Origin of the sequence: Streptomyces sp. RP5T, from assembly GCF_003933965.1 — a bacterium.
Classification (GTDB): Bacteria; Actinomycetota; Actinomycetes; order Streptomycetales; family Streptomycetaceae; genus Streptomyces.
Genome location: NZ_RSAJ01000021.1, coordinates 18,332 through 34,880, shown reverse-complemented (window position 1 = coordinate 34,880; position 16,549 = coordinate 18,332). Strand labels below are relative to the sequence as shown.

12 protein-coding genes are annotated in these 16,549 nt (G+C 72.0%); 6 read left to right on the top strand and 6 right to left on the bottom strand.

The genetic code is table 11. From position 1 onward, the window contains the following. Positions 1 to 5 precede the first annotated feature (5 nt). Positions 6 to 1,787, bottom strand: coding sequence for an ABC transporter ATP-binding protein (locus tag EHS43_RS04265; RefSeq protein ID WP_125189168.1), 1,782 nt, complete (start codon positions 1,785 to 1,787; stop codon positions 6 to 8). After that, positions 1,784 to 3,682, bottom strand: a complete 1,899-nt coding sequence (locus tag EHS43_RS04260; RefSeq protein ID WP_125189167.1) for an ABC transporter ATP-binding protein — start codon at positions 3,680 to 3,682, stop codon at positions 1,784 to 1,786. The genes EHS43_RS04265 and EHS43_RS04260 overlap by 4 nt, the downstream gene beginning before the upstream one ends. 307 nt (positions 3,683 to 3,989) lie before the next feature. Here EHS43_RS04260 and EHS43_RS04255 point away from each other — a divergent pair, with 307 nt between their 5' ends. Together EHS43_RS04255 and EHS43_RS04250 are read left to right on the top strand one after the other, a co-directional pair. Then, positions 3,990 to 5,624: a peptide-N4-asparagine amidase gene (locus EHS43_RS04255; RefSeq protein WP_125189166.1), complete on the top strand. Its 1,635-nt coding sequence runs from the start codon at positions 3,990 to 3,992 to the stop codon at positions 5,622 to 5,624. Between the two features lie 241 nt (positions 5,625 to 5,865). Then, positions 5,866 to 7,224: a cation:dicarboxylase symporter family transporter gene (locus EHS43_RS04250; protein ID WP_125189165.1), complete on the top strand. Its 1,359-nt coding sequence runs from the start codon at positions 5,866 to 5,868 to the stop codon at positions 7,222 to 7,224. Between the two features lie 67 nt (positions 7,225 to 7,291). Here the strand turns inward: EHS43_RS04250 and EHS43_RS04245 are convergent, their stop codons facing one another. Beyond that, positions 7,292 to 7,729 (bottom strand): MarR family winged helix-turn-helix transcriptional regulator, encoded by a 438-nt coding sequence (locus EHS43_RS04245; RefSeq protein ID WP_125189164.1) that lies wholly within the window; start codon positions 7,727 to 7,729, stop codon positions 7,292 to 7,294. Between the two features lie 94 nt (positions 7,730 to 7,823). On the opposite strand from EHS43_RS04245, the gene EHS43_RS04240 reads away from it, so the two are divergent. Both EHS43_RS04240 and mltG read left to right on the top strand, forming a co-directional pair. Then, the gene (locus EHS43_RS04240) at positions 7,824 to 9,662 is read left to right on the top strand and encodes an ABC transporter ATP-binding protein (protein ID WP_125189163.1); all 1,839 of its coding nucleotides are present in this window, start codon (positions 7,824 to 7,826) and stop codon (positions 9,660 to 9,662) included. A gap of 62 nt (positions 9,663 to 9,724) precedes the next feature. After that, the gene (mltG, locus tag EHS43_RS04235) at positions 9,725 to 10,564 is read left to right on the top strand and encodes an endolytic transglycosylase MltG (protein ID WP_125189162.1); all 840 of its coding nucleotides are present in this window, start codon (positions 9,725 to 9,727) and stop codon (positions 10,562 to 10,564) included. A 21-nt stretch (positions 10,565 to 10,585) separates the two neighbouring features. On the opposite strand, the gene EHS43_RS04230 is transcribed toward mltG, so the two are convergent. After that, positions 10,586 to 11,662, bottom strand: coding sequence for an NAD(P)-binding domain-containing protein (locus tag EHS43_RS04230; RefSeq protein ID WP_125189161.1), 1,077 nt, complete (start codon positions 11,660 to 11,662; stop codon positions 10,586 to 10,588). Between the two features lie 98 nt (positions 11,663 to 11,760). Between EHS43_RS04230 and EHS43_RS04225 the strand changes: the two genes are divergently transcribed. Further along, a complete protein-coding gene (locus EHS43_RS04225) occupies positions 11,761 to 12,189 on the top strand; it encodes a secondary thiamine-phosphate synthase enzyme YjbQ (protein ID WP_125189160.1) in 429 nt (142 codons plus the stop codon). A gap of 17 nt (positions 12,190 to 12,206) precedes the next feature. Here the strand turns inward: EHS43_RS04225 and EHS43_RS04220 are convergent, their stop codons facing one another. Further along, positions 12,207 to 13,760, bottom strand: a complete 1,554-nt coding sequence (locus EHS43_RS04220) for a PHB depolymerase family esterase (RefSeq protein WP_125189159.1) — start codon at positions 13,758 to 13,760, stop codon at positions 12,207 to 12,209. Positions 13,761 to 14,051: 291 nt separating this feature from the next. Here EHS43_RS04220 and EHS43_RS04215 point away from each other — a divergent pair, with 291 nt between their 5' ends. After that, complete coding sequence (locus EHS43_RS04215) at positions 14,052 to 15,500, top strand: tannase/feruloyl esterase family alpha/beta hydrolase (RefSeq protein WP_125189158.1); 1,449 nt, start codon at positions 14,052 to 14,054, stop codon at positions 15,498 to 15,500. On the opposite strand, the gene EHS43_RS04210 is transcribed toward EHS43_RS04215, so the two are convergent. After that, a complete protein-coding gene (locus tag EHS43_RS04210) occupies positions 15,494 to 16,393 on the bottom strand; it encodes a S1 family peptidase (protein WP_185806104.1) in 900 nt (299 codons plus the stop codon). The two genes, EHS43_RS04215 and EHS43_RS04210, sit on opposite strands and share 7 nt — an antisense overlap. Positions 16,394 to 16,549 lie beyond the last annotated feature (156 nt).

The following is a 16,549-nucleotide window of genomic DNA, read 5'->3' as shown; positions in this document are numbered from 1 at the left end:
CCCCCTCACCCGTGCCAAGACCTCCACAGCGCCGCGTACGCCCCCTCCGCTGCGACCAGTTCGTCGTGGCTGCCCAGTTCGGTGATGCGACCGTTCTCCACGACGGCGATGACGTCCGCGTCGTGGGCGGTGTGGAGGCGGTGGGCGATGGCGACGACCGTGCGGCCGTCGAGGACGCGGGCGAGGGAGCGTTCCAGGTGGCGGGCCGCCCGGGGGTCCAGCAGTGACGTCGCCTCGTCCAGGACCAGCGTGTGCGGATCGGCCAGTACCAGCCGGGCCAGTGCGACCTGCTGGGCCTGGGCCGGGGTGACGGTGAGTCCGCCGGAGCCGACCTCGGTGTCGAGGCCGTCGTCCAGCGCCCGTGCCCACCCGTCGGCGTCGACCGCGCCGAGGGCCGCCCAGAGCTCGGCGTCCGTGGCGTCCGTCCGTGCGAGCAGGAGGTTGTCGCGCAGCGAGCCCACGAAGACGTGGTGCTCCTGGTTGACGAGGGCCACGTGCTCACGGACGCGTTCCGCCGACATCCGGGACAGTTCGGCCCCGCCCAGGGTGATCCGGCCGTCCCGGGGAGCGTAGATGCCGGCCAGCAGCCTGCCCAGGGTGGACTTGCCGGCGCCCGAGGGGCCGACCAGGGCCACCCGGGTGCCGGGCGCGACCTCCAGGGACACCTGGCGGAGGACGTCCACGCCCTCCAGATAGCCGAAGTGCACCCGGTCGGCGTGGACGTCCCGGCCCTCGGGAGCGAGACCGGCGTCACCGCCGGCCGGCTCGATGTCCCGGACCCCGACCAGCCGGGCCAGCGACACCTGGGCCACCTGCAGCTCGTCGTACCAGCGCAGGATCAGCCCGACCGGGTCGACCAGCATCTGCGCGATCAGGGCGCCCGTCGTCAGCTGGCCCACGTCGATCCAGCCCTGGAGGACGAAGACACCGCCGACCATCAGCACCGACGAGAGGATCATCACGTGGCTGACGTTGATGCACGGGAAGAGCACCGACCGCAGCCACAGGGTGTACCGCTCCCAGGCCGTCCACTCCTTGATCCGCCGCTCGGACAGCTCGATGCGGCGCGCGCTCAGCCGGTGCGCCTCGACCGTGCGTCCGGCGTCCACGGTCTCCGCGAGCGCGGCGGCCACGGCGGCGTATCCGGCGGCCTCCGAGCGGTAGGCCGAGGGCGCCCGTCTGAAGTACCAGCGGCAGCCGATCACCAGCAGCGGCAGGGCGAGCAGTACGGCTGCGGCCAGGGGCGGCGCGGTGATCACGAGCCCGCCGAGCAGCAGGGCCGCCCACACCACGCCGATCGCCAGCTGGGGCACGGCCTCGCGCATCGCGTTGCCGAGCCGGTCGATGTCCGTCGTGATCCGGGACAGCAGGTCACCGGTCCCGGCCCGCTCCAGAACGCCCGGCGGCAGGCCGACCGCCCGCACGAGGAAGTCCTCGCGCAGGTCGGCCAGCATGCGCTCGCCGAGCATCGAACCGCGCAGCCGCACCTGCCGTACGAAGACGGCCTGGACGATCAGCGCGACCACGAACAGCGCGGCCGTCAGCTCCAGGTGGATCTCCCGGGTCCCGTCCGAGACCCGCTCGACGAGGTCGCCGAGGAGCCAGGGGCCGACCATGGAGGCCACCACGGCGACGGTGTTGACGCCGACGAGCAGTGCGAAGGCGCGGCGGTGCCGCTGAAACAGTTCGGCCACGTAGGCGCGTACGGTCGCGGTGGCCCCGACGGGCAGGGTGTTCGCCGTCGTCGGTGCCGCCGGGTCGTACGCCGGTGGCGCCACGCCGATCATGCGCTCTCCTCGATCTCTTCCAGTTCGTGCAGGACGTCCACTTTGTGCAGGACACCTTCTTCGTGCAGGACGTCTGCTTCGTGCAGGACACCTGCTTCGTCACGGCCGTCCACGCCTTGGTCGGGCACCGCGCCCGACGCCGTCTCCTCGTCCGTCTCGCGGGTGACGACCGCCCGGTACCGCGGCTCCTTGCGCACCAGCTCACGGTGCACGCCGACCGCCACGACCTCCCCCTCGTGCACCAGCACCACACGGTCGGCGTGGTCCAGGAGCAGCGGCGAGGAGGTGAACACCACGGTGGTGCGCCCGGTCCGCAGGTCCCGCACGCCCTGCGCGATACGTGCCTCGGTGTGCGAGTCGACGGCGGAGGTGGGTTCGTCGAGGACCAGCACCTCCGGGTCGGTGAACAGGGACCGGGCCAGGGCGAGCCGCTGGCGCTGGCCGCCCGACAGGGAGCGCCCGCGTTCGGTGATGCGGGCGTCCATCGGGTCCCCGGCGTCCAGGGACCCCTGGACCAGCGCCGCCAGCACGTCCGCGCACTGCGCGGCCGCGAGCGCCTCCTCGGCGCCGACGTCACCCGAGGCGGGCACGTCGAGCAGGTCGCGCAGGGTTCCAGAGAGCAGGACGGGGTCCTTGTCCTGGACCAGGACCGCCGTGCGCGCCGAGTCGAGCGGCAGCTCGTCCAGCGGCACCCCGCCCAGCCGCACCGACGGGCCCTTCTCGGAAGGGTGCCCGCCGAGGCGTTCGGCCAGCAGCCCCGCCGCGTCCGGGTCGCCGCAGACCACCGCGGTGAGCCGGCCTGCGGGGGCCAGGAGACCGGTGGCCGGGTCGTACAGGTCACCGGTGGGCAGGTCGTCGCCGGCCCGGCCCCGGAGCCCGCCCGAGCCCTCCGCGGACGTGGCCCGCTCCAGCGACAGGACCCGGGCGGCCCGGGTGGCCGAGGGCCGGGAGAAGGAGTACGCCATGGCGATCTCCTCGAAGTGCCGCAGCGGATAGGTCAGGATCATGACCGAGCTGTAGACGGCGACCAGTTCGCCGATCTCGACGCGGCCCTGCCGGGCCAGATGGATGCCGTACCAGACGACCGCGATCAGCAGCAGTCCCGGCAGCAGTACCTGGATCGCGGCGATCAGGGACCACATCCGGGCGCTGCGCACGGCCGCGTGGCGGACCTCCTGGGAGGCCCTGCGGTAGCGGTCGAGGAAGAGTTCCTCGCCGCCGATGCCGCGCAGCACTCGCAGTCCGGCGACGGTGTCGGAGGCCAGTTCGGTGGCGCGTCCGGCCTTCTCGCGCTGGAAGTCGGCGCGCCGGGTCGCGCGGGGCAGCAGCGGCAGCGCCGCGAGGGCCAGGACCGGCAGGCCCACGGCGACGAGTCCGCCGAGGGCCGGCTGGTAGACGACCAGGCCGGCGCAGACCACGACGAGGGTGACCGCCGCCGCGGTGAACCGTGACCAGGCCTCCACGAACCAGCCGATCTTCTCGACGTCGCCGGTGGACACGGCCACGACCTCGCCGGCCGCCACCCGCCGGGTCAGCGCCGAGCCCAGGTTCGCGGCCTTGCGGGCCAGCAGCTGCTGGACGCGTGCGGCGGCCGTGATCCAGTTGGTGACGGCGGTGCGGTGCAGGAAGGTGTCGCCGAGCGCGCTGCCGAAGCAGCACAGTGCGAGCAGGCCGCCCGCGAGGGCGAGCCGACGGCCGGAGTGGTCGACGACCGCCTGCACGGCCACCCCGACGCACAGGGGCAGCGCGGAGATCGACAGGAAGTGCAGCAGTCCCCAGGCCAGCGACTTGAGCTGTCCGCCCAGCTGGTTCCTGAAGAGCCACCACAGGAACCGGGAGCCCGAGCGGGCGTCCGGCACTCCCGGGTCGGGATACGGAAGGTCTTGGATCTGCATGACGTGTGACGTCCCAGTGGCTCGTGTCAGGGGGGTGGGAGGGAGCCGCACACGGCGGCTGCAAACCGTGAAAGGTTCGCGGCAGAGCGTGCTCGGAGGCAACAGGTTTTCCCCGGCGTCGAACAGATCCGGCTGCGGGTCTTCCCGCGGACCACTGGAGGATGCTCCTCGCCACCCACGGCTACCGGACCGATGGCGGGCACCCCGCCGAACAAGCCGCCCGGACCCCACAAGCCCAACAAGCCGGACGAGGCCGGTCGATGAGGCGTCATTGCGGGAGACGGCCGACTCCCCGTAGAACACGGCCATGAAGAGACGGATCGTCATGTCCATGCTCGCGGGAGCGACCCTCCTGGCGAGCACCCTGCTCGGTGCGGCACCCGCCCAGTCCGCGCAGGCTCCACCTCCGCAGGCCCTCCCTTCGCAGGCCCAACCGGCCCCGGTCCCCGCCGAGTTCGGCACCGACTGGCACGACCCCATGACCGCAGCCCCGCCCGTCTCCAGGCCCCCGGGCAGGTCCTGCCAGGTCACGGTCGCCGAGGCGCGGTTCCGCGACTTCACCCCGTACACCGGCACCTACGCACCGCCGAAGGGCTGCGGCGACCGCTGGAGCAAGGTCGTGCTGCGCATGGACGGCAAGGTCAAGGGACGGCAGTTCGACCGGCTCGGGTATCTGCACGTCGGCGGGGTCGAGATCTTCCGTACCTCCACGCCGCAGCCCTCGCCCGACGGCATCGAGTGGTCCGTGGAGAAGGACGTCACGCGCTACGGCGACACTCTCCGCGGCAGGCACGACGTCGAGATGCTCATCGGGAACGTCGTCGACGACACGTACACCGGGATCATCGACGTGAAGGTCACGCTCACCTTCTACCCGGGCCGCGAGGCCCCCGCCCCGGACCGTGTGCTGACGCTGGATCAGGGCACCCTCGCCACCCCGCGCAACAGCGAGCGCATCGTCGCCGAGGTGTACGCCACCGGCTCGGGCGGCGGCTGCGAGGAGTACTGGTACCTGGCGGTGCCGTCGGAGGCCCCGTACTCCTGCCGGGCCGACGGCGGCCCCTACCGCGAGGTGCAGATCGAGGTGGACGGCCGACTCGCGGGCATCGCCGCCCCGTTCCCGACCGTGTGGACCGGCGGCTGGTCCAATCCCTTTCTCTGGTACGTCGTTCCGGGCCCCCGTGCCTTCGACGTCAAGCCGATCGAATACGACCTGACCCCCTTCGCCGGCATCCTCAACGACGGGCGCCCGCACCGCGTGGAGGTCCGGGTCGTCGGCGTCCCCGACGGGCAGCCGGGCTGGAGCACCCACGTGAACGTCCTCGTCTGGCAGGACGCGGGGCGTGCGCACGTCACCGGCAAGCTCACCACGCACGCGAACGGTGATCTCGCCAACTCCTCGACTTACACGCCCGGTTCGGAGCATCGCGTGGACACCGAGGGCGCCCATCGGCTCACCGTCGCCGGATACGTCGACACCTCGCACGGCCGCGTCACGACCACCGTCCGCCGCTCCCTGGCGAACACCTCCACCCACCGCTGGGCCGACGGCGAGAACCCCGACGCGCTCAAGGCGAGTTGGACGGACGACGAGTCGGTCACCGCCGACGGCCGCGGCCCGGCCAGGACCACCCGCACCCACCGCACCTACTCCATGGACGGCACGACCACCATCGGCGCCGGCGACCGGCTGCGCACGGTGCTGAGCCTCGGTGACCGCGCGGACGTCACGGTGCACCGAGCGGGTCACCGCACGGCGTGGTACCGGCTCGACGACACCTACGCGGGCGACGCCACGTACACGATCAACGTCCCGCGCGACCAGCGGCACGCGGTCGGTACGACGGGTGAGCGCTACCGGATCCGCGGTTCGGACGGCTGCTACGACCTCTCCCTCACCACCGTCCAGGGGGTGCTGACCGAGCAACGCAGAGGCTGCTGAGGCGTGTTGTGTGCGGTGCGTCACAGGCAGCGTCATTTACACGGCCGAAACGCGACGGTTTCGCGCGTGATCAACGCCCCCTCCAGAGTGATCCCCACGGAAGCCGCTTTCCGTATCGCAGAAGTGTTCCCCCGGGCCCCTTCGAGCCCCTTCGAGCCCCTTCGAGCCTCTCCGGGTCTCTCCGGGCTGCCTGGGGCTTCCCCGGACTTCTGCGAGTCCCCCCATCGCTCAAGGAGTGCCCGTGCCGCCGTCCGTACCGTCCCTGCCGCGACGCGTCGCACACATACTGCGTACTTCCCTCTTCGCGCAGGTCGCCTGCGCGCTCGTGCTCGGCGTCCTCGTCGGGAAGCTGTGGCCCGGCTTCGCCTCGGACCTCCGGCCGCTCGGCGACGGCTTCACCCGGCTCATCAAGACGATCATCTCGCCGCTCGTGTTCTGCGTGGTCGTCGTCGGCATCGCCAAGGCCGGTGACCTGAAGGCGTTCGGCCGGATCGGACTCAAGGCGCTGGTCTGGTTCGAGGTCGCGAGCACGCTCGCGCTGGTCATCGGCCTGCTCGCCGCCAACATCGTCCAGCCCGGCTCGGGGATGCACGTCGACCCGGCTACGCTCGACTCGGCGGCCGTCGACGCCAAGACCGGCGGCGGGCACCTGCCCTCGACGACCGAGTTCGTCGTCAACGCGCTGCCCACCAGTTTCATCGGCGCCTTCGCCGAGAACTCCCTGCTCCAGGTGCTCGTCCTGGCCTGTCTGGTGGGCGCCGCGCTGCTGCACCTCGGCCACGCCAGGGTCCCGCAGGTGCTGCCGGCCATCGAGCAGGCCCAGGAGATCATCTTCGCGGTCGTCGGCTTCGTGATGCGCCTCGCGCCGATCGCGGTGTTCGGTGCGATGGCCGTCCTGATCGGCCAGTACGGCCTCGGCGTCATCGAGACCTACGCCAAGCTGATCGTCCTGTGCTACGCGGCCGCCGCGCTCTTCATCGTGCTGCTCGCCGTCGCGCTCAAGGCGCTCACCGGGCTCAGCCTCTGGAAGTTCCTGCGCTACATCCGCGAGGAGATGCTCCTGGCGCTCGGCACCGCCTCCACCGAGTCCGTCATGCCCCGCGTGATGCAGAAGCTGCGCAGGGCCGGCGCCCGCGACGATGCCGTGGGCCTCGTGCTGCCGACCGGTTACTCCTTCAACCTGGACGGCGCCTCGCTCTACCTCTCCATCGGGACGCTGTTCATCGCCCAGGCGGTGGGTGTCGACCTCGGCCTGGGCCAGCAGATCACCGTGGTCCTGGTGCTGATGCTGACCAGCAAGGGCATGGCGGGCATCCCCGGTTCGGCCTTCCTGGCCCTGTCCGCGACCGCCTCCTCGCTCGGGGCCATCCCCGCCGGTGCCGTCGCCCTGCTCCTCGGCGTGGACCGCATCATGGACTCGATGCGTGTCGTGACGAACCTGCTCGGCAACTGCGTCGCGGTCTTCGCGGTCTCCCGCTGGGAGGGGGCGCTGGACATCGAGCGGGCGAAGAAGGTGCTGGGCGGCGAGGGCGTGCCCGCCGGGCAGGACGAACCCGAGCCGGCGCAGTCCTCCAGGGAGCCGGTGCCCGAGGCCGGCTGACGCCGGTCCCCGGACGGGCCGTGCTGAACGGGGTGTGCCCCACTTCACGAAGTGGGGCACACCCCGTTCAGCACGGCCCGTCCGCCAGGGTGTCCAGCAAGTGGCCCAGTACCGCACGCTGTTCGCCCGACAGGGGGGCAAGGATCTCCTCCGCGGCGGCCCTGCGCACGTTCCGCAGCTCGTGGAGCGTCTTGGCGCCGTCCTCGGTGACCTCGACGCGGATCACCCGTCGGTTGGCGGGATCGGGCACCCGGCGCACCTTGCCGCTCGCCTCCAGACCGTCGACCAGCGTCGTCACCGCGCGCGGCACCACTTCCAGCCGCTCCGCGAGATCGGCCATGCGGGGCGGCGTCTCCCAGTGTGCGAGGGTGCGCAGCAGCCGGGACTGGGCCGGGGTCACGCCGAGACCGCGCTCGTGCAGCTGGCGCTTCTGGATGCGGTGCACCCGGCGCGTGAGCCTGAGCAACTGCTCGGCGAGCAGGCTGTCGGAATCCGGCGTGGTCATGCGGGAACAATATCAGGACCATGCTCATTGTGAGTATAGGTAACAATGAGCTAGGCTCCGTCAGTCCTCTTCTTCTCACCCTCCGCAGGAGACCATGCCCCGCGATCACATCGACTGGACCCCCGCACCAGGCACCTCGACCGAACAGCCCCGTCAGGTGCGCCGCATCCTCCGGCTCTTCAAGCCCTACCGCGCCAGGCTCGCCGTCGTCGGCCTGCTCGTCGGCGCCTCCTCCCTCGTCACCGTGGCCACCCCGTTCCTGCTGAAGGAAACGCTGGACGTGGCCATCCCCGAGGGCCGCACCGGACTGCTCACCCTGCTCGCGCTGGGCATGATCCTCAGTGCCGTCCTCACCGGCATCTTCGGCGTCCTGCAGACCCTCATCTCCACGACGGTCGGCCAGCGCGTCATGCACGACCTGCGCACCGCGGTCTACGGCCGCCTCCAGCGCATGTCGCTCGCCTTCTTCACCCGCACCCGCACCGGCGAGGTGCAGTCCCGCATCGCCAACGACATCGGCGGCATGCAGGCCACCGTCACCTCGACGGCCACCTCCCTGGTCTCCAACCTGACCAGCGTCGTCGCCACGATCGTCGCGATGATCGCCCTCGACTGGCGGCTGACCGTCGTCTCGCTGCTGCTGCTCCCGGTGTTCGTGTGGATCAGCCGCCGCGTCGGCAACGAACGCAAGAAGATCACCACCCAGCGCCAGAAGCAGATGGCCGCGATGGCCGCCACGGTCACCGAGTCGCTCTCCGTCAGCGGCATCCTGCTCGGCCGCACCATGGGCCGCTCCGACTCGCTGACCCGGTCCTTCTCGGACGAGTCCGAGAGTCTGGTCGACCTCGAAGTGCGGTCGAACATGGCGGGGCGCTGGCGCATGGCCGTCATCGGGATCGTCATGTCCGCGATGCCCGCCTTCATCTACTGGACCGCGGGCATCGCCCTCCAGTCCGGCGGCCCCGACATCTCGATCGGCACCATCGTCGCCTTCGTCTCACTCCAGCAGGGCCTGTTCCGCCCGGCCGTGAGCCTGCTGTCGACCGGCGTCCAGATCCAGACCTCGCTCGCGCTCTTCCAGCGCATCTTCGAGTACCTCGACCTGCCGATCGACATCACCGAGCGCGAGGACCCGGTCCACCTCGACCGTGTCAAGGGCGAGGTCCGCCTGGAGAACGTGGAGTTCCGCTACGACGCCGAGGGCGATCAGCGCGGACCCGTCCTCGACGGCATCGACATCGACGTCCCCGCGGGCAGCAGTCTCGCGGTCGTCGGCCCGACCGGCGCCGGCAAGTCCACGCTCGGCTATCTGGTCCCGCGGCTCTACGACGTGACGGGCGGCCGGGTCACCCTCGACGGGGTGGACGTGCGCGACCTGGACTTCGACACCCTCGCGCGGGCCATCGGGGTCGTCTCGCAGGAGACGTACCTCTTCCACGCCTCGGTCGCCGACAACCTGCGCTTCGCCAAGCCGGACGCCACCGAAGAGGAGCTGGAGCAGGCGGCGCGGGCGGCCCAGATCCACGACCACATCGCCTCGCTGCCGGACGGGTACGACACCGTCGTCGGCGAGCGCGGCCACCGCTTCTCCGGGGGCGAGAAGCAGCGCCTGGCCATCGCGCGGACCATTCTGCGGGACCCGCCCGTCCTCATCCTGGACGAGGCGACCAGCGCGCTGGACACCCGCACCGAACACGCGGTGCAGCAGGCCATCGACGCGCTCTCGGCCAACCGCACCACGCTCACCATCGCGCACCGGCTGTCCACCATCCGTGGCGCCGACCAGATCGTGGTCCTCGACTCGGGTCGGGTGGCCGAGCGCGGTACCCACGAGGAACTGCTGGCGCAGGAGGGGCGGTACGCGGAGCTCGTGCGCCGGGACGCCCGGCTGGAGCCGGTGCGCGACGACGCGCAGCTGGAACCGACCAGCTGAAACGAGACCGACAAGCCGAAGATATGCCCGGTTTGTAACGTTACGAGCGTTACCGTGCCCGCATGCACAGGAACACTCCGCCACGGAGAACGATTCGACTGACGCGCCGGGGCCGACTCGTCCTCATCGCGACCGGGGCCGTCGTGGCCGGAACCGCCGTGGCGGTGCCGCTGCTCAGCCTGCGGGGCGAGGGGGAGAAGGAGTCCACCACCCTGGTGATCCCGGAGGGCTGGCGGGCCGGGCAGGTCTACGACGCCGTCGACAAGGCCCTCGGCCGGCCGCCGGGCACCGCCAAGAAGTCCCTGGCCAAGGCTGACCTCAAGCTGCCCGCCGACGCGGAGGGCAACCCGGAGGGCTACCTCTTCCCGGCGACGTACCCACTGGAGCGGGGCGGGCGGAAGACGACACCCGAGGCGCTGCTCTCGTTCATGGTCGACACCGCCAACAAGAAGTTCAACGGCGCTCCCATCGCGGCCGGTGCCCAGCGCAACGCGATGAACGTCTACCAGGCCGTCACCATCGCGAGCATCGTCCAGGCCGAGGCGGCGAACAAGGCCGACATGGGGAAGGTCGCCCGGGTCGTCTTCAACCGCCTGGAGCGCGGGATGCCCCTGCAGATGGACTCCACCATCAACTACGCGCTGAACCGCTCCACCCTGCGTACGACCGGCTCCGACCTCCGCATCGACAGCCCCTACAACTCCTACCAGCGCATGGGTCTGCCGCCGACCCCGATCGACAACCCGGGCGAGGATGCGATGCGTGCGGCGATCAACCCGACACCGGGGGACTGGCTGTACTTCGTCACGGTGAAGCCGGGGGACACCCGCTTCACCAACAGCTTCGAACAACACCGGCGCAACGTCGCCGAGTTCGAAAAGAATCAGCGGAACTCGTCCTGAGCGGCCGTATTTGACGGCCCGTCAAGCAGGCGCGGGTACCTCCGCCAGCAGCCGCCTGATGTCCCGCACGGCCGCACGGCCCGCGCGGTTGGCGCCGATGGTGCTCGCCGACGGGCCGTATCCGACGAGATGGACCCGGGGGTCGGTGACCGCACGCGTCCCCTCGACCCGGATCCCGCCGCCGGGCTCGCGCAGCCTCAGCGGGGCCAGGTGCTCGATGGCGGCCCGGAACCCGGTCGCCCACAGGATCACGTCGGCGTCCACGTGCCGCCCGTCGTTCCAGTCCACGCCCGAGGGCGTGATCCGGTCGAACATGGGCTGCCGGTCCAGGACCCCGTCCGCGATCGCCTGCCGGACCGCGTCGTTCAACGGCAGTCCGGTCACCGACACCACGCTCTTCGGCGGCAGCCCCTGCCGCACCCGCTCCTCGACGAGCGCCACCGCCTCCCGCCCCACGTCCTCGGTGAAGGGCCCCTCACGGAACACCGGCTCGCGCCTGGTCACCCAGGTGGTGGCGGAGGCGTAGGGGGCCAGCTCCATCAGGTGCTGGGTGCCGGAGGCGCCCCCGCCCACCACGACCACCCGCAGCCCGGCGAACGCCTCGGGCCCGGGGTACTGCGCGGTGTGCAGCTGCCGCCCCCGGAAGGTCTCCTGGCCCGGATAGCGCGGCCAGAACGGCCGGTCCCAGGTGCCGGTCGCGTTGATCAGCGCCCGCGTGGACCAGGTGCCGTCCGAGGTCTCCACGAGCAGTCTGCGGTCACTGCCCTCGCGCACCGCCCGGACGTCGACAGGCCGCCGTACGCGCAGGTCGAAGGCCCGCTCGTACGCCGCGAAGTACTCGGCGATCACCTGCGAGGAGGGCCGCCCCGGATCGGCGTCCGTGAGCTCCATCCCCGGCAGCGCGTGCATCCCGTGGACCTTGCCGTACGTCAGCGACGGCCACCGGAACTGCCAGGCGCCGCCGGGGGCCGGGGAGTGGTCGAGCACCACGAAGTCACGCTCCGGCTCGAAACCGGTGCGACGCAGGTGATAGGCGCTGGACAGACCTGCCTGACCGGCGCCTATGACGACTACCTCGACCTCGCGCGTGTTGTTCACGCTTCTACCAACCGGGACGAGGTCGTGGATCTTCCCGGGGGGCGCTCGGAGGGCGACGTAGGACGCGTGAATCCGGCGGCAGGGGTGAGGATGGGGGCATGTCAGACGCTTTCACCACCCGAGTCCTGAACGTCGCCTCCGGTTCGTCGGAGCGGATCGTCGACCTCACCGGCGACTGCGAGGCCTTTCTGCGGGAGGCCGCGGCGGGGCGCGACGGCCTCCTCAACATCTTCGTCCCGCACGCGACGGCAGGCGTGGCGATCATCGAGACCGGCGCCGGCAGTGACGACGACCTCCTGGCCGCCCTCCACACCCTCCTCCCGGCCGACGACCGCTGGCAGCACCGCCACGGCAGCCCCGGCCACGGCCGCGACCACGTCCTCCCGGCGATCGTGCCCCCGCACGCCACCCTGCCGGTGGTGAACGGGCATCTGGAGCTGGGCACTTGGCAGTCGGTGTGCCTGGTGGACACGAACCGCGACAACCCGCAGCGCAAGGTGCGCCTCACCTTTCTCGGCGGGGCCTGAGCCGTACCGCTCCGGCGTCAGCGTGCCGTGAGAGACGGCCCGGCCGGGCAGCCGGAGTCCGCCACGACGTAGTGGCCCGGTGCGGTCTGCTCCAGGGTGTGCACGGTGAAGGTGTTCCACAGGCCCATGGGCTCGTCGGAGCCGTTGGCAAAGGCGTAGCCGCCGCTCTGGTGGGCCCGTCCGGCGGTCGTGTGGTCGTAGTTGCTCGCCGTGTGGCACGTGGGCGTGAACCCCGTCGTGGTCGCGGTCACCGGAGCCGAGGCCGCACCCGCCGCGCCGGCCTGGTCGACGGCCGCCACCGTGTAGCCGTACGCCGTCCCGGTGGACAGGCCGGTGTCGGTGTAGGCCGTGGACGTGGTGGTGCCCACCGCCGTACCGCCCCGGCGGACGGTGTACGAGACCGCGCCGGGCACCGCGTCCCAGCTCAGGGCCACGGTGGTGTCGGTGGTCCCGGTGACCGTCAGTCCCGTGGGCGCGGGCAGGGCGCCGGTGTCCGGTCCGCCGCCGTCCAGGCCCCAGAAGCGGGCGGTGTGGTAGCTGGAGCAGACGGTGTCGAGGTAGTACGTGCCGGTGGTGCCGCACTGCTCGGGGCCGCTGCCCGGGTCCACCGCGAGCCCGTGCGCCATGCCCGAGACGGAGTAGACCTCGACCGCGGGCCGGCCGGAGGCGTCGTCGTAGACGGTCCGGGTGGTGCCCCCGCCCAGCTCCTCGGTGTGCGAAGGCGTCTGGCCGATGCCCCACACGTCGGTCCACTGGTCGCGGAGTTCGGTGGCGTTGGCGGGCCGGACCGTGGTGTCGGCCGAACCCTGCCAGACGGCGACCCGCGGCCAGGAGGTGGTGCCGGCGGGCGCCGCGGAGCGCACCAGGTCGCCCCACTGCGCGGGCGTCCTGTCGGGCGGGCTGTACATGCAGGTGTACGCGGCGGACACGGTGTTCGCGCAGTACGCGGGCAGGCCGGAGTCGACGGCCCCGCCCGCGAAGACGTCGGGGTAGGCGGCCAGCAGGTTCGCGGTCATCCCGCCGCCGGCGGACAGGCCGGTGACGTAGATGCGCCGGGTGTCGCTGCCGTACTGCGAGACGGCCCTGTCGACCATCTGCCTGATCGACAGCGCCTCCCCCCGGCCGCGCGAACTGTCGCCGGGCTCGAACCAGTTGAAGCACGAGTTGGCGTTGTTGGCGCTGCTCGTCTGCGGGAGGACCAGCGCGAAACCGTAGCGGTCGGCGAACTTCGGCCAGCCGGAGTGGGCGTAGTAGTCGCTCGCGCTCTGCGTGCAGCCGTGCAGGGCGACCACGAGCGGGGCGCCGGACTGCAGGCCGGCCGGTGCGTAGGCGTACATGGACAGGTTGCCGGGGTTGCTGCCGAAGCCGGTGACCTCGGTCAGGCCCGCGGCGGACGCCTGGGGGCCGAGGGCGAGCAGGCCGCCCGTGAGGGCCAGAGTCCCCGCGACAGCGGTGACCCAGCGGCGGAGGCCCGCAAGGCGGCGGCGGCCCTTCGCGCGGTCACCCTTCGTGCGGTGGCCCTTGGAGCGGTGACCCTTGGTACGGCGGATCGGAGGGTGCGACGGTCCCATGACGACTGCCTCCTGAGGTCCGGGCGGGGCCCGTTGACGGGTGTGGCGTGCATCATCGAGGGCCGTCCGCGGGCCCCGGCATGGGCTGTGCCGCCAGGACCGGGGGACGCGCTGTGTGACGGCCGCCCATAGTCACGCCCACGCTCGCGGGACAGGACCCCATCCTCGATCCGACATGGTGTCCTGCACCACCACCGGTGGGCTGACGGTGGTTCACCACCCCATGTCCCGGGGCGCAGAAGGCGCCCTAGTGTCCCGCGCATCCTCGTACGCGTCCTCGGAGGCACACTGATGCGTCGCTCCTCCCGCTCTCCCTCCCGTCCCCGGCACCGCCGCGCTCCTGCCGTCCTCGCCCTGACCGCCCTCGTGCTCACCCCTCTGCCGGCCACCGCCGCGACGGAAGGGTCCGGCGGTCACTGCGCGCACCGCACGCAGCTCCGCGTGCCGGGGGCCGAGCGCCAACAGGCGGCGTGTCTGCCCGAGTTGACCACGGCGGGCACCGTCGCCTCCGGGCACACCGACCCGGCCGACTGGGCCGGACTGACGGCGAAGGACGTGACCGTCCCGAGCGGAGTGCCCGGCATCCAGATCGACGGCTACTTCCCAGACACCTCCACCACCAACACCAACCACGGCTGGGGACACGACTCCCAGTTCGTCATCCGCCTGCCCGACCGGTGGAACGGCGGACTGGTGGTCGCCGGCACCCCCGGCAACCGCGAGCAGTACGCCAACGACCGTGCCATCGCCGACGCGGTGCTCTCCCGCGGCTACGCCTACGCCGCCACCGACAAGGGCAACACCGGCCTCGCCTTCCACCGGGACGGGAGGACACCCGGTGACGCCGTCGCCGAGTGGAACGACCGGCTGACCCAGCTCACCCGGGCCGCCCGGGCCACGGTCGCCCGGCGCTACCACCGCCCCCCGTCGCGCACCCTGGTGACCGGCATGTCCAACGGCGGATACCTGGTGCGCTGGCAGCTGGAGAACCATCCCGAGCTCTACGACGGGGGCGTCGACTGGGAGGGCACCCTGTGGCGCCCCGACGGACCCACCCTGCTGGACTTCCTGCCCCGGGCGCTGAGCCACTACCCGGTCTACGCCGCCGGGGGCGCCGGCGCCCGACAGGCGCAGGAGGCCCTGCACGCCGCCGGTTTCCCGGCCGGGTCGGAGTTCCTGTGGCCGTACCACCACCAGGTCTACTGGGACCTGACCCAGCGCATCTACCGCGAGGAGCTCGACCCCGGTTTCGACGGGGCGACCGAGGCCGGGACGCCGTACTGCACGACGGGCACCCCGGCCTGCGACGCCGACTACGACTACGCGGCCCGGCCGGAGGAGGTCCGGCGGGCCGTCGCGAAGATCGCCCTGACCGGACGGATCGGCAAGCCGCTGATCACCCTGCACGGCACCCTGGACGTCCTGCTGCCGATCAGCCAGGACTCCGACGTCTACGCCCGTATGGTGCGCGAGGCCGGACGCGGCGGACTGTTCCGCTACTACCGCGTCGAGGGCGGCACCCACACCGACGCCCTGGTGGACCTGTTCCCGGACCGGCTGCGCCCCCTCGCGCCCTGCTACCGCACGGCGTTCACCGCACTCGAACGCTGGCTGGGGACGGGCCCGCGGCCACCCGCCTCCCGGACCCTGGCCCGGCCCGCCGGGGCACAGACCCGGGCCTCGGTGAACGAGTGCTCCCTGGACGGACGGGGGAGCAGGAGCCGGGCGCCCCGTCAGTAGACGGACAGCCCGTACGCGTTCAGTGCTTCCTGGATCGGCTGGTAATAGGTGGTGCCTCCCGAGGAGCAGTTCCCGGAGCCGCCGGAGAGGATGCCGATGACCTTGTCCCCGGCGTAGAGCGGGCCGCCGCTGTCGCCGGGCTCGGCGCAGATGTTGGTGCGGATCAGGCCGGAGACCGTGCTGCCGTCCCCGTAGTTGACGGTCGCGTTCAGCGCGGTGACCACACCGCAGCGCACTCCCGTGGTCGCCCCCCGGCGGCAGACGCTCTGCCCGACCTGGGCGGCCGCGGTCCCGGTGACGTCGACAGTCCCTATGGTGCCGGGGTGCGGCACGTCCGGGTCGGCGTACCGCACCACACCGAAGTCGTTGCCCGGGAAGCTGGTTGCGGTCGTGGGGCCGATCGCCGTGGTCAGGTCGGAGCCGGTGTACCAGGTGGGCAGGCCGTCGGTGCAGTGGCCGGCCGTGACGAAGTAGTACGCGGTGCCGGCGCGCACGTTGACTCCCGCGGAGCAGCGCCGGCCGGGGGCGTGGACGGCGTCGCCGCCGGACACGAGGGTGCGCAGTCGGCCGTCGAGCCGCTCGACGGTCGCGGCCCCGGGGTAACGCCCGGTGGTCCGGCGGATCCTGGACAGGTCCGGTTCCGCGACCGCGGAGTCCGCGAGGACCCGCAACCGCCCGGTGCGCTCGTCGATGGCCCAGGTCGTCCCGGCGACCCCCAGGGCCGCCAGGGCCGAGGCCGCGCCGGACACCGATGCGGCGGAGGGCGCGGAGCCGCCCGCGGGCGCCGCCGCCGCGCCGGTGCCGGACACGGCGAGCGCGCTCCCCACCAGCAGACTCACCAGCGAGGCGATCAGTCGTGGACGTCTGGTCCCGGTACGGCGTGCTCTGATCACGGAAGCCCCCGAGCGGTAGGTGAGGTGTGCGGAGCACGCCTCTGCGGTCGCGGGACGTGCGGTGCCCGCGTGCCCTGTGGTGCCGTGCTGTGCGGCAGCGAAGCGGGTGCCGAGCCTCGCGCCACGGTGCCGACGCTCCAGTGTGCCCGGCCTCGC

What these genes read in the sequence shown, in the direction of transcription:
- EHS43_RS04265 (WP_125189168.1), bottom strand. Translation starts at nt 1,787, where the DNA reads ATGATCGGCGTGGCGCCACCGGCGTACGACCCGGCGGCACCGACGACG.
- EHS43_RS04240 (WP_125189163.1), top strand. Translation starts at nt 7,824, where the DNA reads ATGCCCCGCGATCACATCGACTGGACCCCCGCACCAGGCACCTCGACC.
- EHS43_RS04220 (WP_125189159.1), bottom strand. Translation starts at nt 13,760, where the DNA reads ATGGGACCGTCGCACCCTCCGATCCGCCGTACCAAGGGTCACCGCTCC.
- mltG (WP_125189162.1), top strand. Translation starts at nt 9,725, where the DNA reads ATGCACAGGAACACTCCGCCACGGAGAACGATTCGACTGACGCGCCGG.
- EHS43_RS04260 (WP_125189167.1), bottom strand. Translation starts at nt 3,682, where the DNA reads ATGCAGATCCAAGACCTTCCGTATCCCGACCCGGGAGTGCCGGACGCC.
- EHS43_RS04255 (WP_125189166.1), top strand. Translation starts at nt 3,990, where the DNA reads ATGAAGAGACGGATCGTCATGTCCATGCTCGCGGGAGCGACCCTCCTG.
- EHS43_RS04215 (WP_125189158.1), top strand. Translation starts at nt 14,052, where the DNA reads ATGCGTCGCTCCTCCCGCTCTCCCTCCCGTCCCCGGCACCGCCGCGCT.
- EHS43_RS04245 (WP_125189164.1), bottom strand. Translation starts at nt 7,729, where the DNA reads ATGACCACGCCGGATTCCGACAGCCTGCTCGCCGAGCAGTTGCTCAGG.
- EHS43_RS04225 (WP_125189160.1), top strand. Translation starts at nt 11,761, where the DNA reads ATGTCAGACGCTTTCACCACCCGAGTCCTGAACGTCGCCTCCGGTTCG.